Raw genomic sequence first — 19,997 nt, forward strand, 5'->3', positions numbered from 1 at the left:
GATCCGATAGTATAGGGCACAGAGAATGGGTCTCGATCATCTCCATCGGGTGCAGCCAACCAGGGGACGGCTTGATCGCACTGCCGAAGCGCACGCGCCACCTGGGTCAGTGTCGCGGTCAACCTGCTGCTCGCGATCGCTCAGGTCATTGTCGGCCGGCTGGCCAATTCGCAGTCGCTGGTTGCCCACGGCCTGCAGTCCTTCTCCAATCTGCTCTCGGATTTTCTCGTCATCCATGCCGCCCGCCAGAGCGCCCACCCTGCCGATGCGGCGCACACCTGCGGTCATGCGCGCGTTGACACGGCAGCGACGCTGATACTCGGCGCCTCCTTGATCCTGATCGGCGGCGGCATCCTCTGCGAATCCGGGTTGCTGAGCGGCGGCGCTGATGAGTTTCATGATCCTGCGCACGGGTGTTGGGCTGGCCTGGGGCGCGCTCGAGGAACTGATCGATACCGGGCTCGACGAGGCGCAGGTGGTGGCGGTCCGGGAGACCCTGCAGGCAACGGCCGGGGTGCGTGGTCTGCGTGAGCTGGATACCCGGCGCATGGCGCACCAGACGCTGGTCGATACGCATGTAATGCGTCGATGCGCGGATCATTGTTTCCGAAGGTCACCGGATTGCCGAGTCGGCGCGTACCGCCGTGCTGCGCGAGCATCCCGACGTGCTCGTTCATATCGATCCCGAGGACGATCATGACCCCGATGTTGCGGCAGCCCGCTTGCCATTGAGGGAGGTCGTGCTTGACGACCTGACGGGATTGCTGGCCGACCTGCCGAGACACGACCGCGTAGTACTTCATTACCTCGGTGAGCGGATCAAGGGGCATCCGGTAATTCGCAGCATCTCGCTTAACTTCAGGATTGCACCGTAGCGGTGCAATCGATCGCGCGCTTGCACGGTAATGATGCGACAGATCCTTGGGTAATTGACGCATTTCCTTGTGGCAAAATGGTGTGCTCTGCAGAATTGTATCGGCACGGTTTATGCTTTAAAATTTGTATTGGATTTTTTAATTGTCGCCGGCCACGCCGGCTTTCTGATTAGTTAGGAGATTGATGGTTATGGCAACCCCGCAAGACGTGATGAAGATGGTCAAGGAGAACGACGCCAAGTTCGTCGATTTCCGCTTTACCGATACCCGTGGCAAGGAACAGCACGTCACCGTGCCGGTCTCCGCCTTCGATGAAGACAAGTTCGAGAACGGCCACGCTTTCGACGGCTCCTCGATCGCTGGCTGGAAGGGCATCCAGGCTTCCGACATGCAGCTGATGCCGGATCCCGGCACTGCTTACATCGACCCCTTCTTCGACGAAACCACCATTGTTCTGACCTGTGACGTCGTCGACCCGGCAGACGGTCGTGGCTACGATCGCGATCCGCGCTCAATCGCCAAGCGTGCTGAAGCCTATCTGAAGTCCACCGGCATCGGCGACACCGCCTATTTCGGTCCGGAGCCCGAATTTTTCATTTTCGACTCGGTTGAATGGAACGTCGACATGTCCGGCTGCAACCTGAAGATCTACTCTTCCGAAGCTGCCTGGACTTCCGGCGAGAAGACTGAAGGCGGCGGCGGCACTGGTCACCGTCCGACCGTCAAGGGCGGCTACTTCCCGGTTCCCCCGGTCGACAGCCTGCACGACATCCGTTCCGCCATGGTGCTGGCCCTTGAGAGCCTCGGTGTACCGGTCGAAGTTCACCACCACGAAGTCGCCACTGCCGGTCAGTGCGAAATCGGTACCCTCTTCGCCACCCTGGTCAAGCGCGCCGACTGGACCCAGATACTCAAGTACGTGGTGCACAACGTTGCCCACCAGTACGGCAAGACCGCCACCTTCATGCCCAAGCCAATCGTTGGCGACAACGGTTCCGGCATGCACGTTCACCAGTCGATCTGGAAGGACGGCAAGAACCTGTTTGCCGGTGACGGCTATGCCGGGCTGTCCGAACTGGCCCTGTTCTACATTGGCGGCATTATCAAGCATGCCAAGGCCCTGAACGCGATCACCAACCCGGGCACCAACTCCTACAAGCGTCTGGTCCCGCACTACGAGGCGCCGGTCAAGCTGGCTTACTCCGCCAAGAACCGTTCGGCTTCGATCCGTATCCCGCATGTTGCTTCGACCAAGGCGCGCCGTATCGAGACCCGCTTCCCGGATCCTATCGCCAACCCGTATCTGTGCTTCTCGGCCCTGATGATGGCCGGTCTGGACGGCATCAAGAACAAGATCCACCCGGGCGACCCGGCCGACAAAAATCTCTACGATCTGCCGCCGGAAGAGGATGCAAAGATCCCCACCGTCTGCGCCAGCCTCGAGGAAGCTCTAGCCGCGCTGGACCAGGACCGCGAGTTCCTGACCCGTGGCGGGGTCTTCTCCAGCGACTGGATCGATGCCTACATCAACCTGAAGATGGACGAAGTCAACAAGGTTCGCATGACGACGCACCCGGTGGAGTTCGACCTGTACTACTCCTGCTAGCTGTTTTCCTGCAAGGGTGGCAACAGAGGGCGGGGTTCTCCCGCCCTTTTTTTGTCCACCGGCTGGTATGCGTGGCCGCCAAGTCCGGTAAACTGGAGCGCTCACGAGGAATAATGACAATGACACGCAGCATGCTCGCCACAGTTCTTCTTGCACTCGCCTTGCCGGTGTCGGCGCAGACCATTTACCGGTGCACGGATGCGAACGGCGGCATGCTGATCTCGAATACGCGTGTGAACAAGAGTTGCAAGGCGGTTCCCGTCACTCCGGACTCTTCGCTACCGGCACCCAGGCCCAAGCCCTCTGGCGCCACCGCGAATCCGTCTCCGACGGGTTTCCCTAGGGTGCAGGAGGACACGCAGAAGGCCCGCGACACTGATCGCAAGCGCATCCTCGAACAGGAACTGGCGGGTGAACAGCGTAGTCTGGATCAGGCGCAACGCGAACTGGCCGACCAGGAATCTCTGCGCGGCAGGGACGGCTCGGCTTCGGCGCTCAACCGCGTTCAGCCCTATCGCGATCGCGTCGCGCAACACGAGCGCAATATCGTTGCCATCCAGAAGGAGCTCTCCGGCCTGCGTTGATCAGACAGCGTCTGGCTTGACCTTGTACCAGGCCGAATACAGCGCCGGGAGGAAAAGCAAGGTCAGGGCGGTGGCGACAAGCAGCCCACCCATGATCGCTACCGCCATCGGCCCGAAAAAGTCGTTGCGCGAGAGCGGCACCATGGCCAGCACTGCCGCCGTCGCGGTGAGCACGATCGGGCGGAAGCGGCGCACCGTCGATTCGACGATCGCTTCGCCGCGGGGCTTGCCCGCCGCCATGTCCTGCTCGATCTGATCGACCAGGATGACCGAGTTGCGCATGATCATGCCGAACAGGGCAATCGTTCCCAGCAGCGCCATGAATCCGAACGGCTTGTTAAAGAGCAGCAGGAAGAGCGCAATGCCGATGATTCCGAGCGGTGCCGTCAGAAGCACCATGATGACCCGCGATACGCTCCGCAGCTGGATCACCAGCACCGTGATGACCAGCAAAATGAAGACTGGAATGCCTACCATCACCGAGTTCGAGCCTTTCGCCGACTCCTCGACCGAGCCGCCGATTGCGATGTCGTAACCGGCGGGCAGGCTGGCGATGATCTGGTCGATCTGTGGTTGCAGATTGGCGACTATTGTTGCCGGCTGGGTCTTTCCGTAGAGATTGGCGCGGACGGTGATGGTCGGCAGGCGGTCGCGGCGCCAGATCAGGCCCGGTTCGAACGAGAACTTGAGGCGGGCGACCTGGCTGAGCGGAACGCTCTTGCCGCTGCGCGTCGGCACTGCAAGATCTGGCAGGGCCGACAACTGGCCGCGTTCCTGGCGGTCGCCGCGCAGGACGACGTCGATAGTCTTCTCGCCCTCGCGGAAGCTGGTTACGGTGAGTCCGTTGAGCGACATGTTGAGCAGCGCGGCGATGTCCTGGCCGGAGACGCCGAGCAGGCGCGCCTTGTCCTGATCGATTTCAATCTCGACGACCTTGGAAAGCTCGTTCCAGTCGAGATTCACATTCGACAGTTCCGGGTGGCTGCGCAGAACGGTTGCGACATCGCCGGCGATCCGCCGCAAGGTCGGCAGATCCTCGCCCGAGACGCGGTACTGGAGCGCGTAGCCGATGGGTGGGCCGTTTTCGATGCGGGCAACGTTGCCACGCACTCCCCAGGCTTCATTTTCGAACAATTCGATCAGTCGACCGCGCAAGGCTTCGCGCGCCTCCTGGCTGCGAGTCATGATGACCAGCTGGCTGACATTGGTGGCGGGCAGTTGCTGATCGAGCGAAAGGAAGTAACGCGGTGACCCCGAGCCGACGTAAGTGATGAAATGATCATGCTGGCCGAAGCGGGCCTTGTCTTCGTCCAGCCAGTCTTCGAGCTTCCTCGTCGCCGCGTCGATGGCGGCGAGCGAGGAGCCTTCGGGCAGCCGCAGTTCGACATTGAGTTCGAGACGGGTCGAGTTCGGGAAAAACTGCTTCTGCACCTTCGCCATGCCGACGATGGACAGCGCGAAAAGTAAAAGCGTGACAAGGAAGGTCAGCCAGCGGCGCCGGACGCAGGTCCGCACCAGAATGCGGAACCGGTTGTAGAACGGCGTTCCGTACACTTCTTGCTCGTCGCCGTGTGTGCCTCTGACGAGTCCGGCTCGTTCCAGCCGTCCCGCCAGCCAGGGCCAGCGGCGCTGGATCAGGCCGGGTTGTCTCGGCGCCCGCGGATCTGGCAGCAGCTTGTAGCCGAGCCAGGGAATCGCGACGACGGCGGCGACCCATGAAATGAGCAGGGCAATCGCGTTGACCTGGAAGAAGGCGAAGGCATATTCGCTGGTGGATGACTTGGCGATGGCAATCGGAATGAAACCGGCGACGGTGACCAGCGTGCCTGAGAGCATCGGACCGGCCGTGCTGGTATAGGTAAACGATGCGGCACGGGTACGTTCCCAGCCCTGCTCCATTTTCACCCACATCATTTCGACGGCGATGATCGCGTCATCGACCAGCAAGCCGAGCGCCAGTACCAGCGCGCCGAGCGATACCTTGTGCAGCCCAACGTTGAACAGATCCATCGCCAGGAATGTGGCGGCGAGAACCAGCGGAATCGAGACGGCGACGACCATTCCGGTGCGCATTCCGAGACTGGTGAAGGTGACGAGCAGAACGACGGCAACCGCCTCGGCCAGCGCCCGGACGAATACCGTGATCGACTTGCGGACGGCGTTGGGGGCGCTGAGAACCTCGGTAATTTCGACACCCAGCGGTAGACCGCCGCGAACCTTCGCGATCTGCGCCTCGAGGGCATTGCCGAGATCGATGATGTCGGCGTCGCGCGCCAGTGAAACGCCGATGGCCAACGCCCTCTTTCCCCCGAAGCGCACTTCGGTTGTCGGCGGGTCACTGATGCCGCGCCTCACGGTGGCGATGTCGCCAAGGCGGAAGCTGCGACCGCCGCTACGGACCAGCGTGTCGGACACCGCCTGAACGGTGTCGAAGGCGCCGCCCGGCCGGATCTGTATGCGCTCATCATCGAGCTCGGAAAAGCCAGCGCCGGTGACCGAATTCTGCTGACTCAGTGCCTAGATGATGGTGGATTGATCGATGCCCAGCGTCGCCAGCTTGGCGTTCGCGAGTTCGATAAAGATCTTTTCGTCCTGAATGCCGAAGATCTCCACCTTGCCGGTGCCAGGGATGCGCAGGAGTTGGTCGCGAATGCGCTCGGCGATGTCCTTGAGCTGGGGGTAATCGAGGCCTTCGGCGGTCAGCGCGTAAATGTTGCCGAAGACGTCGCCGTATTCGTCATTGAAAAACGGGCCCTGAATGCCGGTCGGCAGGGTGTGCCGGATGTCGCCGACCTTCTTGCGAACCTGATAGAAGATATCCGGAACAAGGCTCCCCGGTACGCCATACCTGGCGAAAAACAGAACCGTCGACTCGCCGGGCCGGGAGAAACTCTGAATGCGGTCGATGTGCGGCATCTCCTGCAGCTTCTTCTCGATCTTGTCGGTAAGTTGCTGCTCGACCTGGAGCGCCGTCGCACCCGGCCACAGCGTGCGGATCACCATCACCCTGAAGGTGAACGGCGGGTCTTCGGCCTGACTCAGCCGGCCGTAGGAGACGACACCCATCAGCGCGATGGCGAGCATAAAAAAACCAACCAGGGTCGAATGGCACTTACTTAACGTTCAACTCTTTGATGCAAATGATGAAACAGGCTGGATCGACGCGTGATAAGTTGGCGTCGCCAAACACCCAACCCGCCCACGATGAGCCAGCCCAAATGCATCCTATCCGCAGTACACGCGCACAGCAACACCGAACGGTCAAGGCCCACGCTGCCCAGAGCGACGCCTATGCGTTTTTCAACCTGTTGATGGGGCCGGAATTGTTCGATGCCGTGGAATCTGAACTGCCGCCCCACCGAGAAAGGCAATATCCCCCGACGGAGACGTTGTCGATGTTTCTGGCCCAAGCGCTGAGCACCGATCGTTCCTGCCAGAAGGCAGTCAATGACCGTGCGGTCAAATGCCTGGTTGGCGGCCTGGTGCCGGGCAGCACCCACACGGGCGCCTATTGCCGGGCGCGAAAGCGCTTGCCTTTGAAGATGCTCAGTACACTGGCGTGCCACGTGGGGCAAAGAGTCGCCACGCAGGCGCCGACAGCTTGGCATTGGCGGGGTCGTCCCGTCCGTCTGGTGGACGGGACGACCGTCGTAATGCCCGACACCTCAGACAATCAGGTCGTCTACCCGCAACCGACGAGCCAGAAGCCGGGACTGGGTTTCCCGCAGTGCCGGATCGTTGGGCTCGTTTGTTTGGGTAGCGGGGCGGTACTCAATGCCACGACCGGCTCCTGTCGGGGCAAGGGCAGCGATGAGCAGTCGTTGCTGCGTTCGATATTCGATTCCCTGGAGCAGGGTGATTTACTGTTGGGCGACGCCTTCTACGCCACCTATTTTCTCCTCTGCTCATTACGCGAGCGGTGCATTGATGCGGTGTTTGAACAAAATGGCGCGCGGCAACGCACCACCGATTTTTGCCGAGGTCGGCAGTTGGGGCAGTGCGATCATCTGATCGTGCTGCCAAAACCCGTCAGCAAACCCGACTGGATGCCTCAGGCCGACTACGATCAGGCCCCCGAGAGTCTGACCGTACGCGAGCTTCGGGTCGGTGGCAAGACACGGGTGACGACATTGCTTTGCCCAAAACAAACCGACAAGACTGCCTTGAAATCGCTCTATCGGGATCGCTGGCACGTTGAACTCGATCTGCGCAACATCAAGACCACGCTCGGCATGGAACGACTGAGTTGCCTGACGCCTGCGATGGCGATCAAGGAAATCTGGGTCTATCTCCTCGCCTACAATCTGATTCGGTTAATGATGGCTCAGGCTGCAATGCTCTCCCACAGATTGCCGCGCCAACTGAGCTTCAAGCATACCGTGCAAATCTGGCTCGCCTGGGCACCCTTTGCGAGCCGCAGCCATCACAACATACACAGCGAACTATTCGTTTTAATCGCCCAACAACAGGTCGGTAACCGACCGGGCCGGATCGAGCCTCGCGCCGTCAAACGACGACCTAAACCCTATCCAATGCTCACCAAACCACGTAATCTCGCCAAAGCTATCGTCATGAAAAATGGACATCCCAAAAAGCTTAAGTAAGTGCCATTCCAACCAGGGTCCGGTTATGCAGTGTCCAGTCGGACAGATTGAAGCGCTGGGTCACGATTCAGCGCTGCCGTGCGGGGGGTGCGGCGGGCTGGGTCTGCACCACCTGCCCGTCGACGAGCCGCTGCTGCCCCGTCAGGATAACCAGATCGCCGGATTCCAGTCCGCTGGCGATGGCCGCACCATCTTCACGGAAAGCGCCAATTTCGACCGTCCGCAGCGTTGCCTTGCCTTCGTTGACGACCCATACCCGCGGCCCCTTGCCGGCGTCGACAATCGCCGTCAGCGGGACGACGATGGCCGCATCCGACGATGAACCCAGAACGACGCGGGCCGTCATCCCGAGCTGCACCACCGGCAGCGGGTCGACAATGCGGATCCGGGCTGCGTAGGTGCGGGAAGCCGGGTCGGCGGCCGCGGCGAGTTCGCGGACCTTGCCTTTCATGAGCACGTCCGGCTGGGCCCATAGATTGACCGCGATCTCCCGCGCCGCCTTGAATTCCGCGAGACGGCCTTCAGGAATCGCGATCGCCACCTCCTTTTCTTCCGGGCGTGCCAGGCGTAAAACCGGCTGGCCGGCGCCGACAACCTGGCCGGCGTCGGCGAGCACGGCAGTGATCACGCCATCATGATCGGCCAGGAGGGTGCCGTAATCGGCCTGGTTGCCGCTGATCTGGCTCTGGGCGCGCGCCTGTTCCAATCGCGCCTGGGCACCGCGGAAGGCGTTTTCCTTGGCGTCGAAGGCGGCCTGGCTGACGAACCGCTTGGCCAGAAGGTCGGCGTAGCGGGTGCGTTCGCTGCTGGTGGTGGTGAATTCGCTTTCCGCGGCAGCCACCTGCGCCAGCGCGGCTTGCCTGGAAAGCTGCAGGTCGGCTGGATCAAGGCGGGCCAGCGCCTGGCCCGCGTTAACGGCCATGCCGGCGTCGACCAGGCGGGAGGCAATCTTTCCGCCGACCCGGAACGACAGGTCAGCCTCGTGTCGCGCCCGAATCTCGCCGGTATAGATGGCATGCCCGGCGTCCCTGACGCCAGCGGGCTGAACCAGAACGCTGGTGACCGCTGGCACTGGCGGTTCCGTGCTGCCGCAGCCGCTCAGGACGATGGCGATGCAGAGCGCGACAGCCGGTGGCACAAGTTTGCAGGGAGGCATCGGGAAGGCGCGAAGCGAAATCCCCCAATCATAATGAACATGTGGTTAGTAAAGCAACAGGGCAATCGCATGAATCTTATACAAGACCGAGGAGTTGTTCGCGAAAGGCATCGGAAGAAGCGGCGATGAGGCGCTGCACCTTGAGTCCGCCTTTGCGTTTAACCGGGGCGAGGCGAAGCAGATTCAGGACGAATTGGCGAAGGACGGCCAGATTGTGCGCGGCATGATCCGTGCGAGCGCGCATCTGATCATCGCCAAAGACGACGTCCATGCACCAATGCAGGCTGTTCTCGACACGCCAGTGCTGACGGACAGCGAGATTCAGACGGGCCGCATCCGGCGCCAGACTGCTCAGGTAGCAACGCCGCTCATACGAGGTTTTTCCACGGACCGTGCGCTCGGTGGTGATGACCGCAAACGACTGCAGATCCGGCCAACGCTCAGGGGCATGCAAGCAGTCCAGTTGATTGAATACCGTGCAGCGACACACCTCCAGGCGACCATGATCCTTTTCGACAACGTCGTGAGCCTGATGCGCTGTCTTGTCCGGCGCCGTCTCAAAGGCCTGCCAGAAATCCTTGATCGATTCGGCCAGCATCGGCTGATTGTCCTTGACTGCCAGAACATAGTCCACTCCCCGCGCCCAAATGGCTTGTGCAATCGTCGCTTGCGTCCCCATGGCGTCATTGGTCGCGACGCAGCCTTCCAGCGCCAGCGTCGCCAGCAGTTCGGGAATCGCCGTCTTCTCGTTCGACTTGGCGGGGGTTGCCCGTTGTCCGAGTACCAAGCCAGCGCCCGCGGCAAAGGCGCTGACCAGAGGCAGGGGCGTGGCGTCGACGCCTCCCGAGCAACGGCTGGTCTTGCCATCAATGGCGATGACTTCGCCGTTCGTCAGTGTCGGCAAGACCTGGCTGATCCAGCGCACAAAGGCAGCGCTGAACTGATCGGGATCAATCGCCGCAAAAAGCCGACCGAAGGTGTCATGGCTGGGAATACCGTATTCAAGCGTCAGATGCTGGCGTAGCCAGGCTTCCTTCTCATTCGCCCAGGCTTCGATCTCGACGAAGGTATCCGCCCCTGAAAGCACGGCACAGACGGCAATTACCAGCAATTCCACCCGCTTGTGTTCGACCTTCTTCATCTGTCGCGGATCACCCACACCGACCCAGATATCCAACAGCCGAACCGTGTTTCCTGTCGCCATGGAAAGACTCCAAAAAGACAGAAAACTACACAAATCAGAGAGCTGTGAACAGCTCCTTCGTAAGCCCTTGATCGTCAACGACTATTTTTGAGGGTCTACGACAGTGGCATTCATGCGATTGCCCTGAGTAAAGCAACGGCTTCGGCGTGGCACCGCTTGAATCGCTACAATGGCGGACATGAATGACACATTCGGATCATTAGCCGGACTTGACCTCCTTGCCTCGACCGTGCTGCTGCTCGACGAGGAGTTGGCCGTGCGCTATGTCAATCCGGCTGGAGAGAACCTGCTTGCCGTCAGCCTGCGCACGGTGGCAGGCAAGCCGTTGGCGGCGGTGTGCGCCTGTCCGGCAACCCTGCAGGCCGCGTTTGACAATGCGCTGAACAGCAATTGGGGTTATACCGGGCAGAACATCAAACTGAAGCGCAGCGACGGCGAACTGCTCCACGTCAACTGCACGGTGACGGCACTGCGTCAGGACATGGCGGAAGATGTGCGATTGCTGGTGGAATTGCAGCGAATCGAGCACCAACTGGCGGCGACCCGCGAAGAGCATCTCATCGAACAGCAAAAGGCGAGCCGGGAGTTGATCCGCAATCTGGCGCACGAAATCAAGAACCCGCTGGGCGGCATCCGGGGTGCCGCACAGTTGCTTGAGCACGAACTGAACAACCCTTCGCTGAAGGAATACACCCAGGTCATCATTAAAGAGGCCGACCGTCTGCAGAACCTGATGAAGCGTCTGCTGACATCGCATCGGACGATGCTTCCGACCACGGTCAATATCCACGAAATCCTCGAGCGCGTCCGTAGTCTGCTCACCTCCGAATTCCAGGGCTCGCTGGTAATACGCCGCGATTACGACACCAGCCTGCCGGAACTCGTGGGCGATCGTGAGCAACTGATCCAGGCGTTTCTCAACGTCGCGCGCAATGCGGCGCAGGCGATGCGCGGCGATGGCGAAATCGTGTTGCGCACGCGGATCCTGCGCCAGGCTACGCTGGCCAAGAAACGCTACCGCCTCGCCCTCGAGATCAAGGTCATCGACAATGGACCGGGGATTCCCGAAGCGGTTCGCGAAAGCATGTTCTATCCGCTGGTTTCGGGACGTGAAGGGGGCAGCGGACTGGGCCTGACGATCGCCCAGAATTTCGTCCAGCATCATCACGGCACCATCGATTGCTCGAGTCGGCCAGGCGAGACGGTGTTCATCATTCGGCTGCCGGTGGAGCAGGCCTGAGTCTTGCTTGTTGCATTCCACAGCTAACAATCAGGTGGGCAAGAAAATCATGAAACCGGTCTGGATCGTCGATGACGATCGCTCAATCCGCTGGGTCCTCGAAAAGACCCTGACGCGCGAGGGCATCTCGTTCAAGAGTTTCGCTTCGGCCAGCGAAGCTATTTCCCGGCTCGAGCAGGGCGCCGAGCCGCCGCAGGTGCTGCTTTCCGACATCCGCATGCCCGGGCAGTCGGGGCTGGAGTTACTCCAGGAAATGAAGAACCGCTTCCCGGCCGTGCCGGTCATCATCATGACCGCTTATTCGGATCTCGAAAGCGCGGTTTCCGCTTTTCAGGGCGGTGCCTTCGAGTACCTGCCCAAACCCTTCGATGTCGATCAGGCCGTCGAGCTGATCCAGCGGGCGATTGACGAGTCAATGCACCAGGCTGGTGCATTCCAGGAAGAGTCGCTGGTACCGGAGATTCTCGGGCAGGCCCCGGCGATGCAGGAGGTCTTCCGGGCCATCGGCCGCCTCGCCATGTCGCACGCCACCGTGCTGATCACCGGCGATTCGGGCAGCGGCAAGGAACTTGTCGCACGCGCGCTGCACCGGCACAGTCCGCGCGCCGACAAGTCCTTCGTCGCGATCAACACCGCGGCGATTCCGAAGGATCTGCTGGAGTCCGAACTCTTCGGCCACGAGCGCGGGTCATTTACGGGAGCGCAGACGCAGCGGCGGGGACGCTTCGAACAGGCCGAGGGCGGCACGCTGTTTCTCGACGAAATTGGCGACATGCCGTCCGAGTTGCAGACGCGGTTGCTGCGGGTCCTTTCCGATGGGCACTATTACCGGGTCGGCGGTCATTCGCCGATCAAGGCCAGCGTCCGCGTGATTGCCGCTACGCACCAGAACCTGGAAACGCGGGTCAAGGAAGGTCTGTTTCGTGAGGATCTCTTTCATCGCCTCAACGTCATCCGTATCCGCATCCCGGCGTTGCGCGAGCGGCGCGAGGATATTCCGCTCCTGACCCGTCATTTCATGCAGAAGAGCGCCCGCGAACTCGGCGTCGAGGCCAAGCGCCTGTCCGATGCCGTCATGGCCAACCTGAGAGGACTCGATTTCCAGGGCAACGTCCGGCAACTGGAAAACCTGTGCCACTGGCTGACCGTCATGGCCCCCGGTCAACTGGTCGAGATCGGCGACCTGCCGGCCGAACTGCGCGAGGGTGAACCGATTGCCCTGGCGACCGACTGGGAAAGTGGGCTTGCCGGCGAGGTCGATCGTCTGCTCGCCGCCGGCGTCGACAATGTCCACGGCCGCCTCGCTCATTCCTTCGAACGCATCCTGATTTCCCGCGCGCTGGCACGAACCGGAGGGCGCCGGATCGAGGCCGCGCTGGCGCTCGGCATCGGGCGCAACACGATCACGCGCAAGATCGCGGAACTGGGCATCGAAGGGGGCAGGCAAACGGCAGCGGAGTAGAATCCGCCTCATGCCACTGATCGACCCTGTCCTGCTTGAATCCACGCTCGGCCCGGCGGCCGGACGCCTCGCCATCATCGCCCTGGATGAGTGTGATTCGACGAGCAGCGAATTGATGCGCCGTGCCGACCAGGGAGCGCCGGACGGAACCGTTGTGGTTGCGGATCACCAAAGCGCCGGACGCGGCCGGCGGGGGCGAACCTGGCTGTCGGCGCCGGCGGCCAGCCTGACGTTTTCGCTGCTCTGGCACTTCCACGGGCCGTCGGGGAAGCTCTCGGGCCTTTCACTGGCCGTCGGCGTGGCGCTGGCCAGGGGCCTCGAGAGCCTCGGTACCCAGGGGGTCCGCCTCAAGTGGCCGAACGATGTCCTCCTCGAATCTGCCGGGGAATTCGCCAAGCTGGCCGGCATCCTCGTTGAACTCGTGACTGACTACCAGGGTACTCAGGCGATCATCGGGATTGGCGTGAACCTGCAGGCGCCCGGCGACGATCTGCCGCAACCGGCGACCGGACTCAATCGGGCACTGATGCCCTTGCCCGACCGGCATCTCGTGCTGGCGGCGATTCTCAGGGAACTGGGCCGGGTTCTCGAGGCTTTCGCGGTCGACGGCTTTTCCGGGGCAAAAATTGACTGGCAACAGCGCCATGCCTGGCAGGGTCTCGCGGTTCACCTTGTCGCTGACGACGGAACGGCGGTCGATGGCATCTGTGAGGGTGTCGACGACGACGGCGCGCTGCTGCTCGCGACAGCCGCCGGCGTGCGGCGCATCTTTTCCGGCGACGTCAGCCTCCGCCCCGCAGGAAGTGCCCTGCGCCGCGCGTGATCCTCTGTATCGACAGCGGCAACAGCCGCATCAAGTGGGGCGTGCACGACGCGGGGCGCTGGCTTGAAGTCGGCTTCGTCGCGCATGCCGATGTTGATCGACTCACATCGCTGGCGCGCCGCTTGCCGCAGGAGACGCGGGTCATTCTGGCCAACGTAGCGGGTGATGCGGCGCTGGCCAGCATCCGTCAGGCGCTAACGCCATGCCGGCCTGCATTGCACGAAGTGAAGTCCGCTTCCGATGCCGGGGGCGTCGTCAATTTGTACCAGGTTCCGGGTCGTCTCGGCGTCGACCGCTGGAGTGCCCTGATCGGTGCGCGCGGCCTGACATCGGCCCCCTGTCTTGTGTTGATGGCCGGCACGGCGACGACGATCGACACCCTGGACGGCGATGGCCGTTTTCTCGGCGGCCTGATTCTGCCCGGTCTCGACCTGATGCGGCGTTCGCTGGCGCGCGACACGGCAGCGCTGCCACTGGCTGCCGGCGCCTATTCCGCCTATCCGCGCGGCACCGACGACGCGATTATTTCCGGCTGCATCGAGGCTCAGATCGGCGCCATCGAACGCGCCTTTGCCAGGCTGGGCAACGGCGCCACATGCCTGCTTTCCGGCGGGGCGGCCATTACCATCGGCGAGCATCTCGAGATTCCGCATCGGCGCGTCGACAATCTGGTACTCGAAGGTCTGCTGCGGCTCGCCAGAGATTTGCCCGCATGGCATGCCGGCGGCCAAATCAGCAGTTGAAGATTGCCCCCTTAGCGGCGACAATTGACGCCAATTCGACTCCTTAACGGAGGCCTCATGTTTGATACGGTCATCAACAGCCTGCCCGCCTTCGCCAGCTTTTTCGTGACGGCCATCATCCTGATGCTGGCGTTTCTCGCCATCTACCTGAAGATCACTCCCTACAACGAACTGGCCTTGATCCGTGCCGGCAACGAGGCCGCCGCGGTCAGCCTCGGCGGAGCGGTCATCGGTTTCGCCTTGCCGATTTCGGTTTCCGTCGCCGTCAGCCACAACCTCTACGCAATGATCGGCTGGGGCGTCGTCGCCTCCGTCGCGCAATTGCTCACCTTCATCGTGGCGCGCCTAACCTTGCCGCGCCTCAACGAAAGCATCCCCCAGGGCAAGCTGGCCTCGGGGATTTTCCTCGCTTCACTGGCAATCGGCGTCGGTATTCTCAACGCCGGCTGCATCGTCTGATCATTCAAGGAGTGCGTCATGGCGTTGATGGATTTCATCAAGAAACAATTTATCGACATCCTGCAATGGACGGAGGAAAGCGACGGCACGCTGGCCTGGCGCTTCCCGATGCAGGAAATGGAAATCCAGAACGGCGCCAGCCTGACGGTGCGCGATTCGCAACTGGCGCTTTTCGTCAATGAGGGCACGGTCGCCGACATCTTCACTTCCGGCATGTACAAGCTGACGACGCAGACGCTGCCGGTCCTGACCTACCTGAAGAACTGGGACAAGCTGTTCGAGTCGCCGTTCAAGTCTGACCTCTACTTCTTCTCGACGCGCACCCAGCTCGACCAGAAGTGGGGCACGCCGAATCCGATCACCATCCGCGACAAGGAATTCGGCATCGTCCGCATGCGGGCATTTGGCATCTATTCGTATCATCTGAGCGATGCCAAGGTCTTCTATCAGAAGATTTCCGGCACCCGTGCCAGCTATGCCCGCGAAGAGATGGAAGGCCAGTTGCGCAATACGATGGTCGCCGGCCTGACCGATCTCTTCGGTGAATCCGGGGTTTCCTTTGTCGATATGGCAGGCAACCAGGACGAGTTCGGCCAGGCGATGAAGTCCAAGATGGCGCCGATGTTCGCCGAGTTCGGCCTGACCCTTGATTCGCTGGTCGTGCAGAACGTCTCGCTCCCCGAAGAGTTGCAGAAGGTGCTCGACCAGAAGATCGGCATGAACATCATCGGTGATATGAGTCGCTTCACGCAGTATCAGGTTGCCAACGCAATTCCCGAGGCGGCGAGGAACGAGGGCGGCATGGCTGGCATGGGGGTCGGCATGGGTGCCGGCGTCGGCATGGGGCAGGTCATGGGACAGGCGATGGCTTCGGCGATGCAACCGGGAACCGCACCGGCCGCGCCTTCCGCAGCGGCGCCGGTAGCGGCTGCGACAGTTTCTGCCGACGAGGTCGTGGCAACGCTGGAAAAACTGCACGGGTTGGTCGAAAAGGGCATCCTGAGCCAGGCGGAGTTCGAGGCCAAAAAGGCGGAATTGCTCAAAAAACTGAGTTGACCGCAACAAAGTGGCGGTGACTGCTTCTTGTCCGTCCTGCGGCGCGCCGGTCGTTTTCAAGTCGGCGGCGTCGATCTTCGCCGTCTGCGACTATTGCCAGAGCACGCTGGTTCGCCACGACCAGGCGCTGGAAGACATCGGCAAGATGGCGGCGCTGGTCGAGGACCGCTCGCCGCTGCAACTGGGGGCGGAAGGCAGCTACACGGGCGTCCATTTCGCGCTGATCGGGCGCATCCAGATCAGGTACAGCCAAGGCTACTGGAATGAGTGGCACCTGCTGTTCGACGACATGCGCACCGGCTGGCTTTCGGAAGCTGGCGGTGAGTATGTGCTCACCTTCGTCGAACATGTGCAGGAGCTGCTACCGAGGTTCGAAGATCTGAAGATCGGCCAGCGCTTCGTGCTGGCCAGCCAGCCGTGGACGGTAAGCAATCTCGAGAATGCCGAGTGCGTGGCCGGGCAGGGCGAGTTGCCGTTCAAGGTCGGCGCCGGTTATCCGGTTGCTACGGTCGACCTCAGAAACGGCACCAATTTTGCCACGCTGGATTATTCGGAAACGCCGCCGCTGCTTTTTGTCGGCGAGCCGGTCGCTTTCGCTTCGCTGAAGATGAGCGGCCTGCGTGAGGGCATGCCGATTCCGACGGCGACCATTGTGGCGCAGGTTTTTCGCTGCCCGAGCTGCGGTGCTCCGCTGCAATCCCGTTCGCGGGATGTCGTTGCGGTTGGTTGCTCGGCTTGCGGTGCCGTCGTCGACACCGCCGACCAGAACTACAGACTGCTGTCGAAGGCGCTGAGCAGTAACGGCGAGCAATACACACCACGGATTGCGCTTGGCAGCAAGGGCGTGCTGGAGGGAAACCCGATCGAGGTCATCGGCTTTCTGGTCAAGCGCAGCACCGTCGACGGTATCGATTACGATTGGCGCGAATACCTGCTCGCCGGCGACGGTCCGCAGAGTCGCGGAACCTACCGCTGGCTCACCGAATACAACGGGCACTGGAATGTCGTCGACGTGCTCTCCAATCCGCCGACGGGCAGTGGCGCGCGGGAGCTGAGCGCGGTTCAGTTTGGCGGTCAGTCGTTCAGGCATTTCTCGACGGCACCGGCTGCCGAGGTGATCCAGGTCACCGGCGAATTCACGTGGCGCGTCCGGCGCGGCGAAACCAGCCGCGTCGTCGACTACGTGGCACCGCCACTGATGCTGTCGCGCGAATCGACAGACAACGACCTCAACTGGTCGCTCGGCACCTATGTCGCCCCCGAGGCGATTGCCAGCGCCTTCAAGCTGTCGGGGCGGATGGTCGCGCCGGTCGGTGTCTATGCCAACCAGCCCAATCCGTGGGCGGAATCCCGGCGTCGCGCGTGGGGCCTGTTCTGGAAACTGGCGCTGGCGGCAGTCGTCCTGCAGGTGCTCTTTGCCTTAATTGGTGGCGGCAAGACGCTATTGCGCCAGGAATTGGCCTTCTCCCCGCAGGCCGGCGACGAGACGCTGGTTACGCGTGAATTCGAGGTCAAGGGCAAGCCGCGCAAGCTGACGGTGCGTAACTCGACGTCGCTCGACAACAGCTGGATCGGACTCGACCTGATGCTGGTCAACAAGACGACCGGCGAGGCCTGGCCGGTGACGCGCGAACTGGCCTACTACTATGGCCGGGATGGCGGCGAAAGCTGGTCGGAAGGCAGCCGTGACGACGCGGTAGTGTTCCGCGACATCCCGCCCGGCACCTACTATCTGACGGTCGACCCGGAAATCGCACCGGAAAAACAGGTGCCGGTGCACGATGCTATCGAGGTTTCCAGCGGAGGTTCCGGCTGGTCGAATTTCATCATGATTATGCTGGCACTTGCCCTTTTCCCGATTTTCGCGCATATCCGCCATGCTGCTTTCGAGACTGGCCGCTGGGCCGAGAGCGACCACGCGCCGGTGGCGAGCAGCAACGATTCGGACGGGGACGACTGATGTTCGGCAAATTCAATCTGGCAACCGGAATCCTCGCGCTGCTGCTCTTCGTTTACGCGCAGTACCAAGGCTGGAGCCTGTTCGACAACGTCGCCAATCCGGCCAAGGGCGGCACCGGTAGCAGCCGCGTCTATCACAAGTGATCGGCGCTGCCGTTGGTCAAGCGCTGACGTCGAAGCACAGATACTTGATTTCGAGATAGTCCTCGATTCCGTATTTCGACCCTTCACGCCCGATGCCGGACTGCTTGATGCCGCCGAATGGCGCTACCTCGTTCGAAATCAGGCCGGTATTGACCCCGACCATGCCGTATTCGAGCGCCTCACCGACGCGCCAGCAGCGGGCAACATCGCGCGAATAGAAATAGGCGGCGAGACCGAACTCAGTGGCATTGGCCATCGTCACCGCCTCGGCTTCGGTCTCGAAACGGAATAGTGGCGCCACCGGGCCGAAGGTTTCCTCGCGGGCGACGCGCATCGCCGGCGTCACATCGGCCAGCACCGTCGGCTGATAGAAGTTGCCACCGCGCGCGTGGCGGGCGCCACCGCACAGCACACGAGCACCTTTGGCCAGCGCATCGGCGACATGCGCTTCGACCTTGGCCAGCCCCGAGTCGTTGATCAGCGGCCCCTGCATGACGCCTTCCTCACTTCCGGCGCCGACCTTCAATTCGGCAACGCGCGCCGCCAACTTGTGCGCGAATTCCTCATAAACGCCGGACTGCACCAGGATGCGGTTGGCGCACACGCAGGTCTGGCCAGTGTTCCGGTACTTGGCGATCAGGGCGCCGTTGACCGCGGCATCGACATCGGCATCGTCGAAAACGATGAAGGGCGCGTTGCCACCCAGTTCGAGCGACAGCTTCTTGATGGTCGGGGCGCATTGCGCCATCAACAGACGGCCGACTTCGGTCGATCCGGTGAAGGACAGCTTGCGCACGATCGGGCTGGCCGTCAGTTCGCCGCCGATCGCCACCGGGTCGCCGGTCAGCACGTTGAAAACGCCAGCCGGGAAGCCTGCTTCTTCGGCCAGCACGGCCAGCGCCAGCGCGGTCAGCGGCGTCTGCTCGGCCGGCTTGACCACCACGGTGCACCCGGCGGCCAGCGCCGGCGCGACTTTGCGCGTGATCATCGCCAGCGGAAAATTCCATGGCGTGATCGCCGCGCAGACCCCAATCGCCTGCTTGATGACAACCAGGCGCTTGTCCGCGAGCGTCGCCGGAATCGTCTCGCCATAGACACGCTTGCCCTCTTCGGCGAACCACTCAACGAACGAAGCGCCATAGGCCACTTCGCCCCGCGCCTCGGACAGCGGCTTGCCGCCCTCGGCGGTAATCAGTCGCGCGAGGTCCTCGGCGTTCTGGTTGATCAGTGCGAACCAGCGTTGCAGAAACTGCGAACGTTGCTTCGCGGTCTGTCCGCGCCAAGCGGACAGCGCCGCGTCGGCGGCGGCAATGGCGCGTTGTGCTTCCGGGGCGCCGCAGTTCGCTACCTCAGCCAGAAGCGAACCGTCAGCCGGATCACGCACTGCGATGCGCGCTCCGTTGTCGGCAGTGATCCAATTTCCGGCCAAAAAGACTGTCGACCGCAACAATGCCTGATTTTGAACGTGCATGACCTTGAAAAATCCTGTAAAAACGCTAACTTACAAAGTGTTTGCAGAAAACGACTCAAGAAATGCGCTTTCCCGCCCTCTTCCCTGCTCTGCTGATCGTATCGCTGCTCGCTGCCTGCGGCAGCCCGACGCCACGAACCGTCAGATTTGGCGGAACTATAGCGCAACCGCTGCCCGTGAGCGAGAAGGGCAACGAGGTCGCTCTCTACGCCCTGGGGCTGATTGACACCGGCTATCGTTTCGGTGGCAAGAACCCCGAAGCCGGCCTCGATTGCAGCGGCATGGTCAGCTTTATCTATGGTCAGGCGGCCGGCCTCAAGATCAAGGGCAGCGCCGCCGACATTGCCCGCAGCAGTCGGCCGATCGAGCCAGAATCACTGCGGCCCGGCGACCTGGTTTTCTTCAACACCCGCAACCAGCCGTTTTCCCATGTCGGCATCTATCTTGGCGATTCACGATTCGTTCACGCACCGGCGACTAACGGGCGCGTACGTATCGACCGCCTGAATGACCGCTACTACACCCAGCGTTACGAAGCCGCGCGCACCTTTTTCGACTGATGCCGTCGCGGCGTCGATAGATTGGACGCCGACCAGCGCAGACTGTAAAAT

Annotated in this window: 15 protein-coding genes and 2 pseudogenes; 13 read left to right on the forward strand and 4 right to left on the reverse strand. The window is 61.9% G+C overall.

The features are described 5' to 3' along the window. Positions 1-123: 123 nt before the first annotated feature. From IPP03_11795 to IPP03_11805, 3 genes and pseudogenes are all read left to right on the forward strand, one after another. Positions 124-875: pseudogene (locus IPP03_11795) on the forward strand (cation transporter). Between the two features lie 190 nt (positions 876-1,065). Then, positions 1,066-2,481 (forward strand): type I glutamate--ammonia ligase, encoded by a 1,416-nt coding sequence (glnA, locus tag IPP03_11800; GenBank protein ID MBL0353298.1) that lies wholly within the window; start codon positions 1,066-1,068, stop codon positions 2,479-2,481. Between the two features lie 113 nt (positions 2,482-2,594). Next, positions 2,595-3,065: a DUF4124 domain-containing protein gene (locus IPP03_11805; protein MBL0353299.1), complete on the forward strand. Its 471-nt coding sequence runs from the start codon at positions 2,595-2,597 to the stop codon at positions 3,063-3,065. Here the strand turns inward: IPP03_11805 and IPP03_11810 are convergent. Continuing rightward, positions 3,066-6,149 (reverse strand): annotated as a pseudogene (locus tag IPP03_11810) (efflux RND transporter permease subunit). A 134-nt stretch (positions 6,150-6,283) separates the two neighbouring features. Here IPP03_11810 and IPP03_11815 point away from each other — a divergent pair. Beyond that, a complete protein-coding gene (locus tag IPP03_11815) occupies positions 6,284-7,669 on the forward strand; it encodes an IS4 family transposase (protein MBL0353300.1) in 1,386 nt (461 codons plus the stop codon). A 67-nt stretch (positions 7,670-7,736) separates the two neighbouring features. Here IPP03_11815 and IPP03_11820 read toward each other — a convergent pair whose 3' ends face one another. Both IPP03_11820 and IPP03_11825 read right to left on the reverse strand, forming a co-directional pair. Beyond that, positions 7,737-8,825 carry an efflux RND transporter periplasmic adaptor subunit gene (locus IPP03_11820; GenBank protein ID MBL0353301.1) on the reverse strand — a complete coding sequence of 363 codons (1,089 nt, stop codon included), beginning with the start codon at positions 8,823-8,825 and terminating at the stop codon, positions 7,737-7,739. 76 nt (positions 8,826-8,901) lie between these two features. Continuing rightward, positions 8,902-10,029, reverse strand: a complete 1,128-nt coding sequence (locus tag IPP03_11825; GenBank protein MBL0353302.1) for an ISAs1 family transposase — start codon at positions 10,027-10,029, stop codon at positions 8,902-8,904. Between the two features lie 169 nt (positions 10,030-10,198). On the opposite strand from IPP03_11825, the gene IPP03_11830 reads away from it, so the two are divergent. Genes IPP03_11830 through IPP03_11865 form a run of 8 tightly spaced genes read left to right on the forward strand, consistent with a single transcriptional unit; the run spans position 10,199 to position 17,915 of the window. Continuing rightward, positions 10,199-11,269: a PAS domain-containing protein gene (locus IPP03_11830; GenBank protein ID MBL0353303.1), complete on the forward strand. Its 1,071-nt coding sequence runs from the start codon at positions 10,199-10,201 to the stop codon at positions 11,267-11,269. Positions 11,270-11,318: 49 nt separating this feature from the next. Then, positions 11,319-12,731, forward strand: a complete 1,413-nt coding sequence (gene ntrC / locus IPP03_11835; GenBank protein MBL0353304.1) for a nitrogen regulation protein NR(I) — start codon at positions 11,319-11,321, stop codon at positions 12,729-12,731. Between the two features lie 10 nt (positions 12,732-12,741). Continuing rightward, positions 12,742-13,554, forward strand: coding sequence for a biotin--[acetyl-CoA-carboxylase] ligase (locus IPP03_11840; protein MBL0353305.1), 813 nt, complete (start codon positions 12,742-12,744; stop codon positions 13,552-13,554). Beyond that, positions 13,551-14,297, forward strand: a complete 747-nt coding sequence (locus IPP03_11845; GenBank protein ID MBL0353306.1) for a type III pantothenate kinase — start codon at positions 13,551-13,553, stop codon at positions 14,295-14,297. The genes IPP03_11840 and IPP03_11845 overlap by 4 nt, the downstream gene beginning before the upstream one ends. 57 nt (positions 14,298-14,354) lie before the next feature. Beyond that, entirely contained in the window at positions 14,355-14,756 is a 402-nt protein-coding gene (locus tag IPP03_11850; protein MBL0353307.1) for a DUF350 domain-containing protein, read from the forward strand. Positions 14,757-14,774: 18 nt separating this feature from the next. Continuing rightward, positions 14,775-15,812: an SPFH domain-containing protein gene (locus IPP03_11855; protein ID MBL0353308.1), complete on the forward strand. Its 1,038-nt coding sequence runs from the start codon at positions 14,775-14,777 to the stop codon at positions 15,810-15,812. A 16-nt stretch (positions 15,813-15,828) separates the two neighbouring features. Next, positions 15,829-17,772 (forward strand): DUF4178 domain-containing protein, encoded by a 1,944-nt coding sequence (locus tag IPP03_11860; GenBank protein ID MBL0353309.1) that lies wholly within the window; start codon positions 15,829-15,831, stop codon positions 17,770-17,772. After that, positions 17,772-17,915, forward strand: coding sequence for a hypothetical protein (locus IPP03_11865; protein MBL0353310.1), 144 nt, complete (start codon positions 17,772-17,774; stop codon positions 17,913-17,915). Before IPP03_11860 ends, IPP03_11865 begins: the two co-directional genes overlap by 1 nt. A 16-nt stretch (positions 17,916-17,931) precedes the next feature. Here IPP03_11865 and IPP03_11870 read toward each other — a convergent pair whose 3' ends face one another. Further along, positions 17,932-19,386: an NAD-dependent succinate-semialdehyde dehydrogenase gene (locus IPP03_11870; GenBank protein MBL0353311.1), complete on the reverse strand. Its 1,455-nt coding sequence runs from the start codon at positions 19,384-19,386 to the stop codon at positions 17,932-17,934. A 62-nt stretch (positions 19,387-19,448) separates the two neighbouring features. On the opposite strand from IPP03_11870, the gene IPP03_11875 reads away from it, so the two are divergent. Beyond that, complete coding sequence (locus IPP03_11875) at positions 19,449-19,946, forward strand: C40 family peptidase (GenBank protein MBL0353312.1); 498 nt, start codon at positions 19,449-19,451, stop codon at positions 19,944-19,946. Positions 19,947-19,997: the final 51 nt, after the last annotated feature.

This window comes from Candidatus Dechloromonas phosphoritropha (genome assembly GCA_016722705.1).
Classification (GTDB): Bacteria; Pseudomonadota; Gammaproteobacteria; order Burkholderiales; family Rhodocyclaceae; genus Azonexus; species Azonexus phosphoritrophus.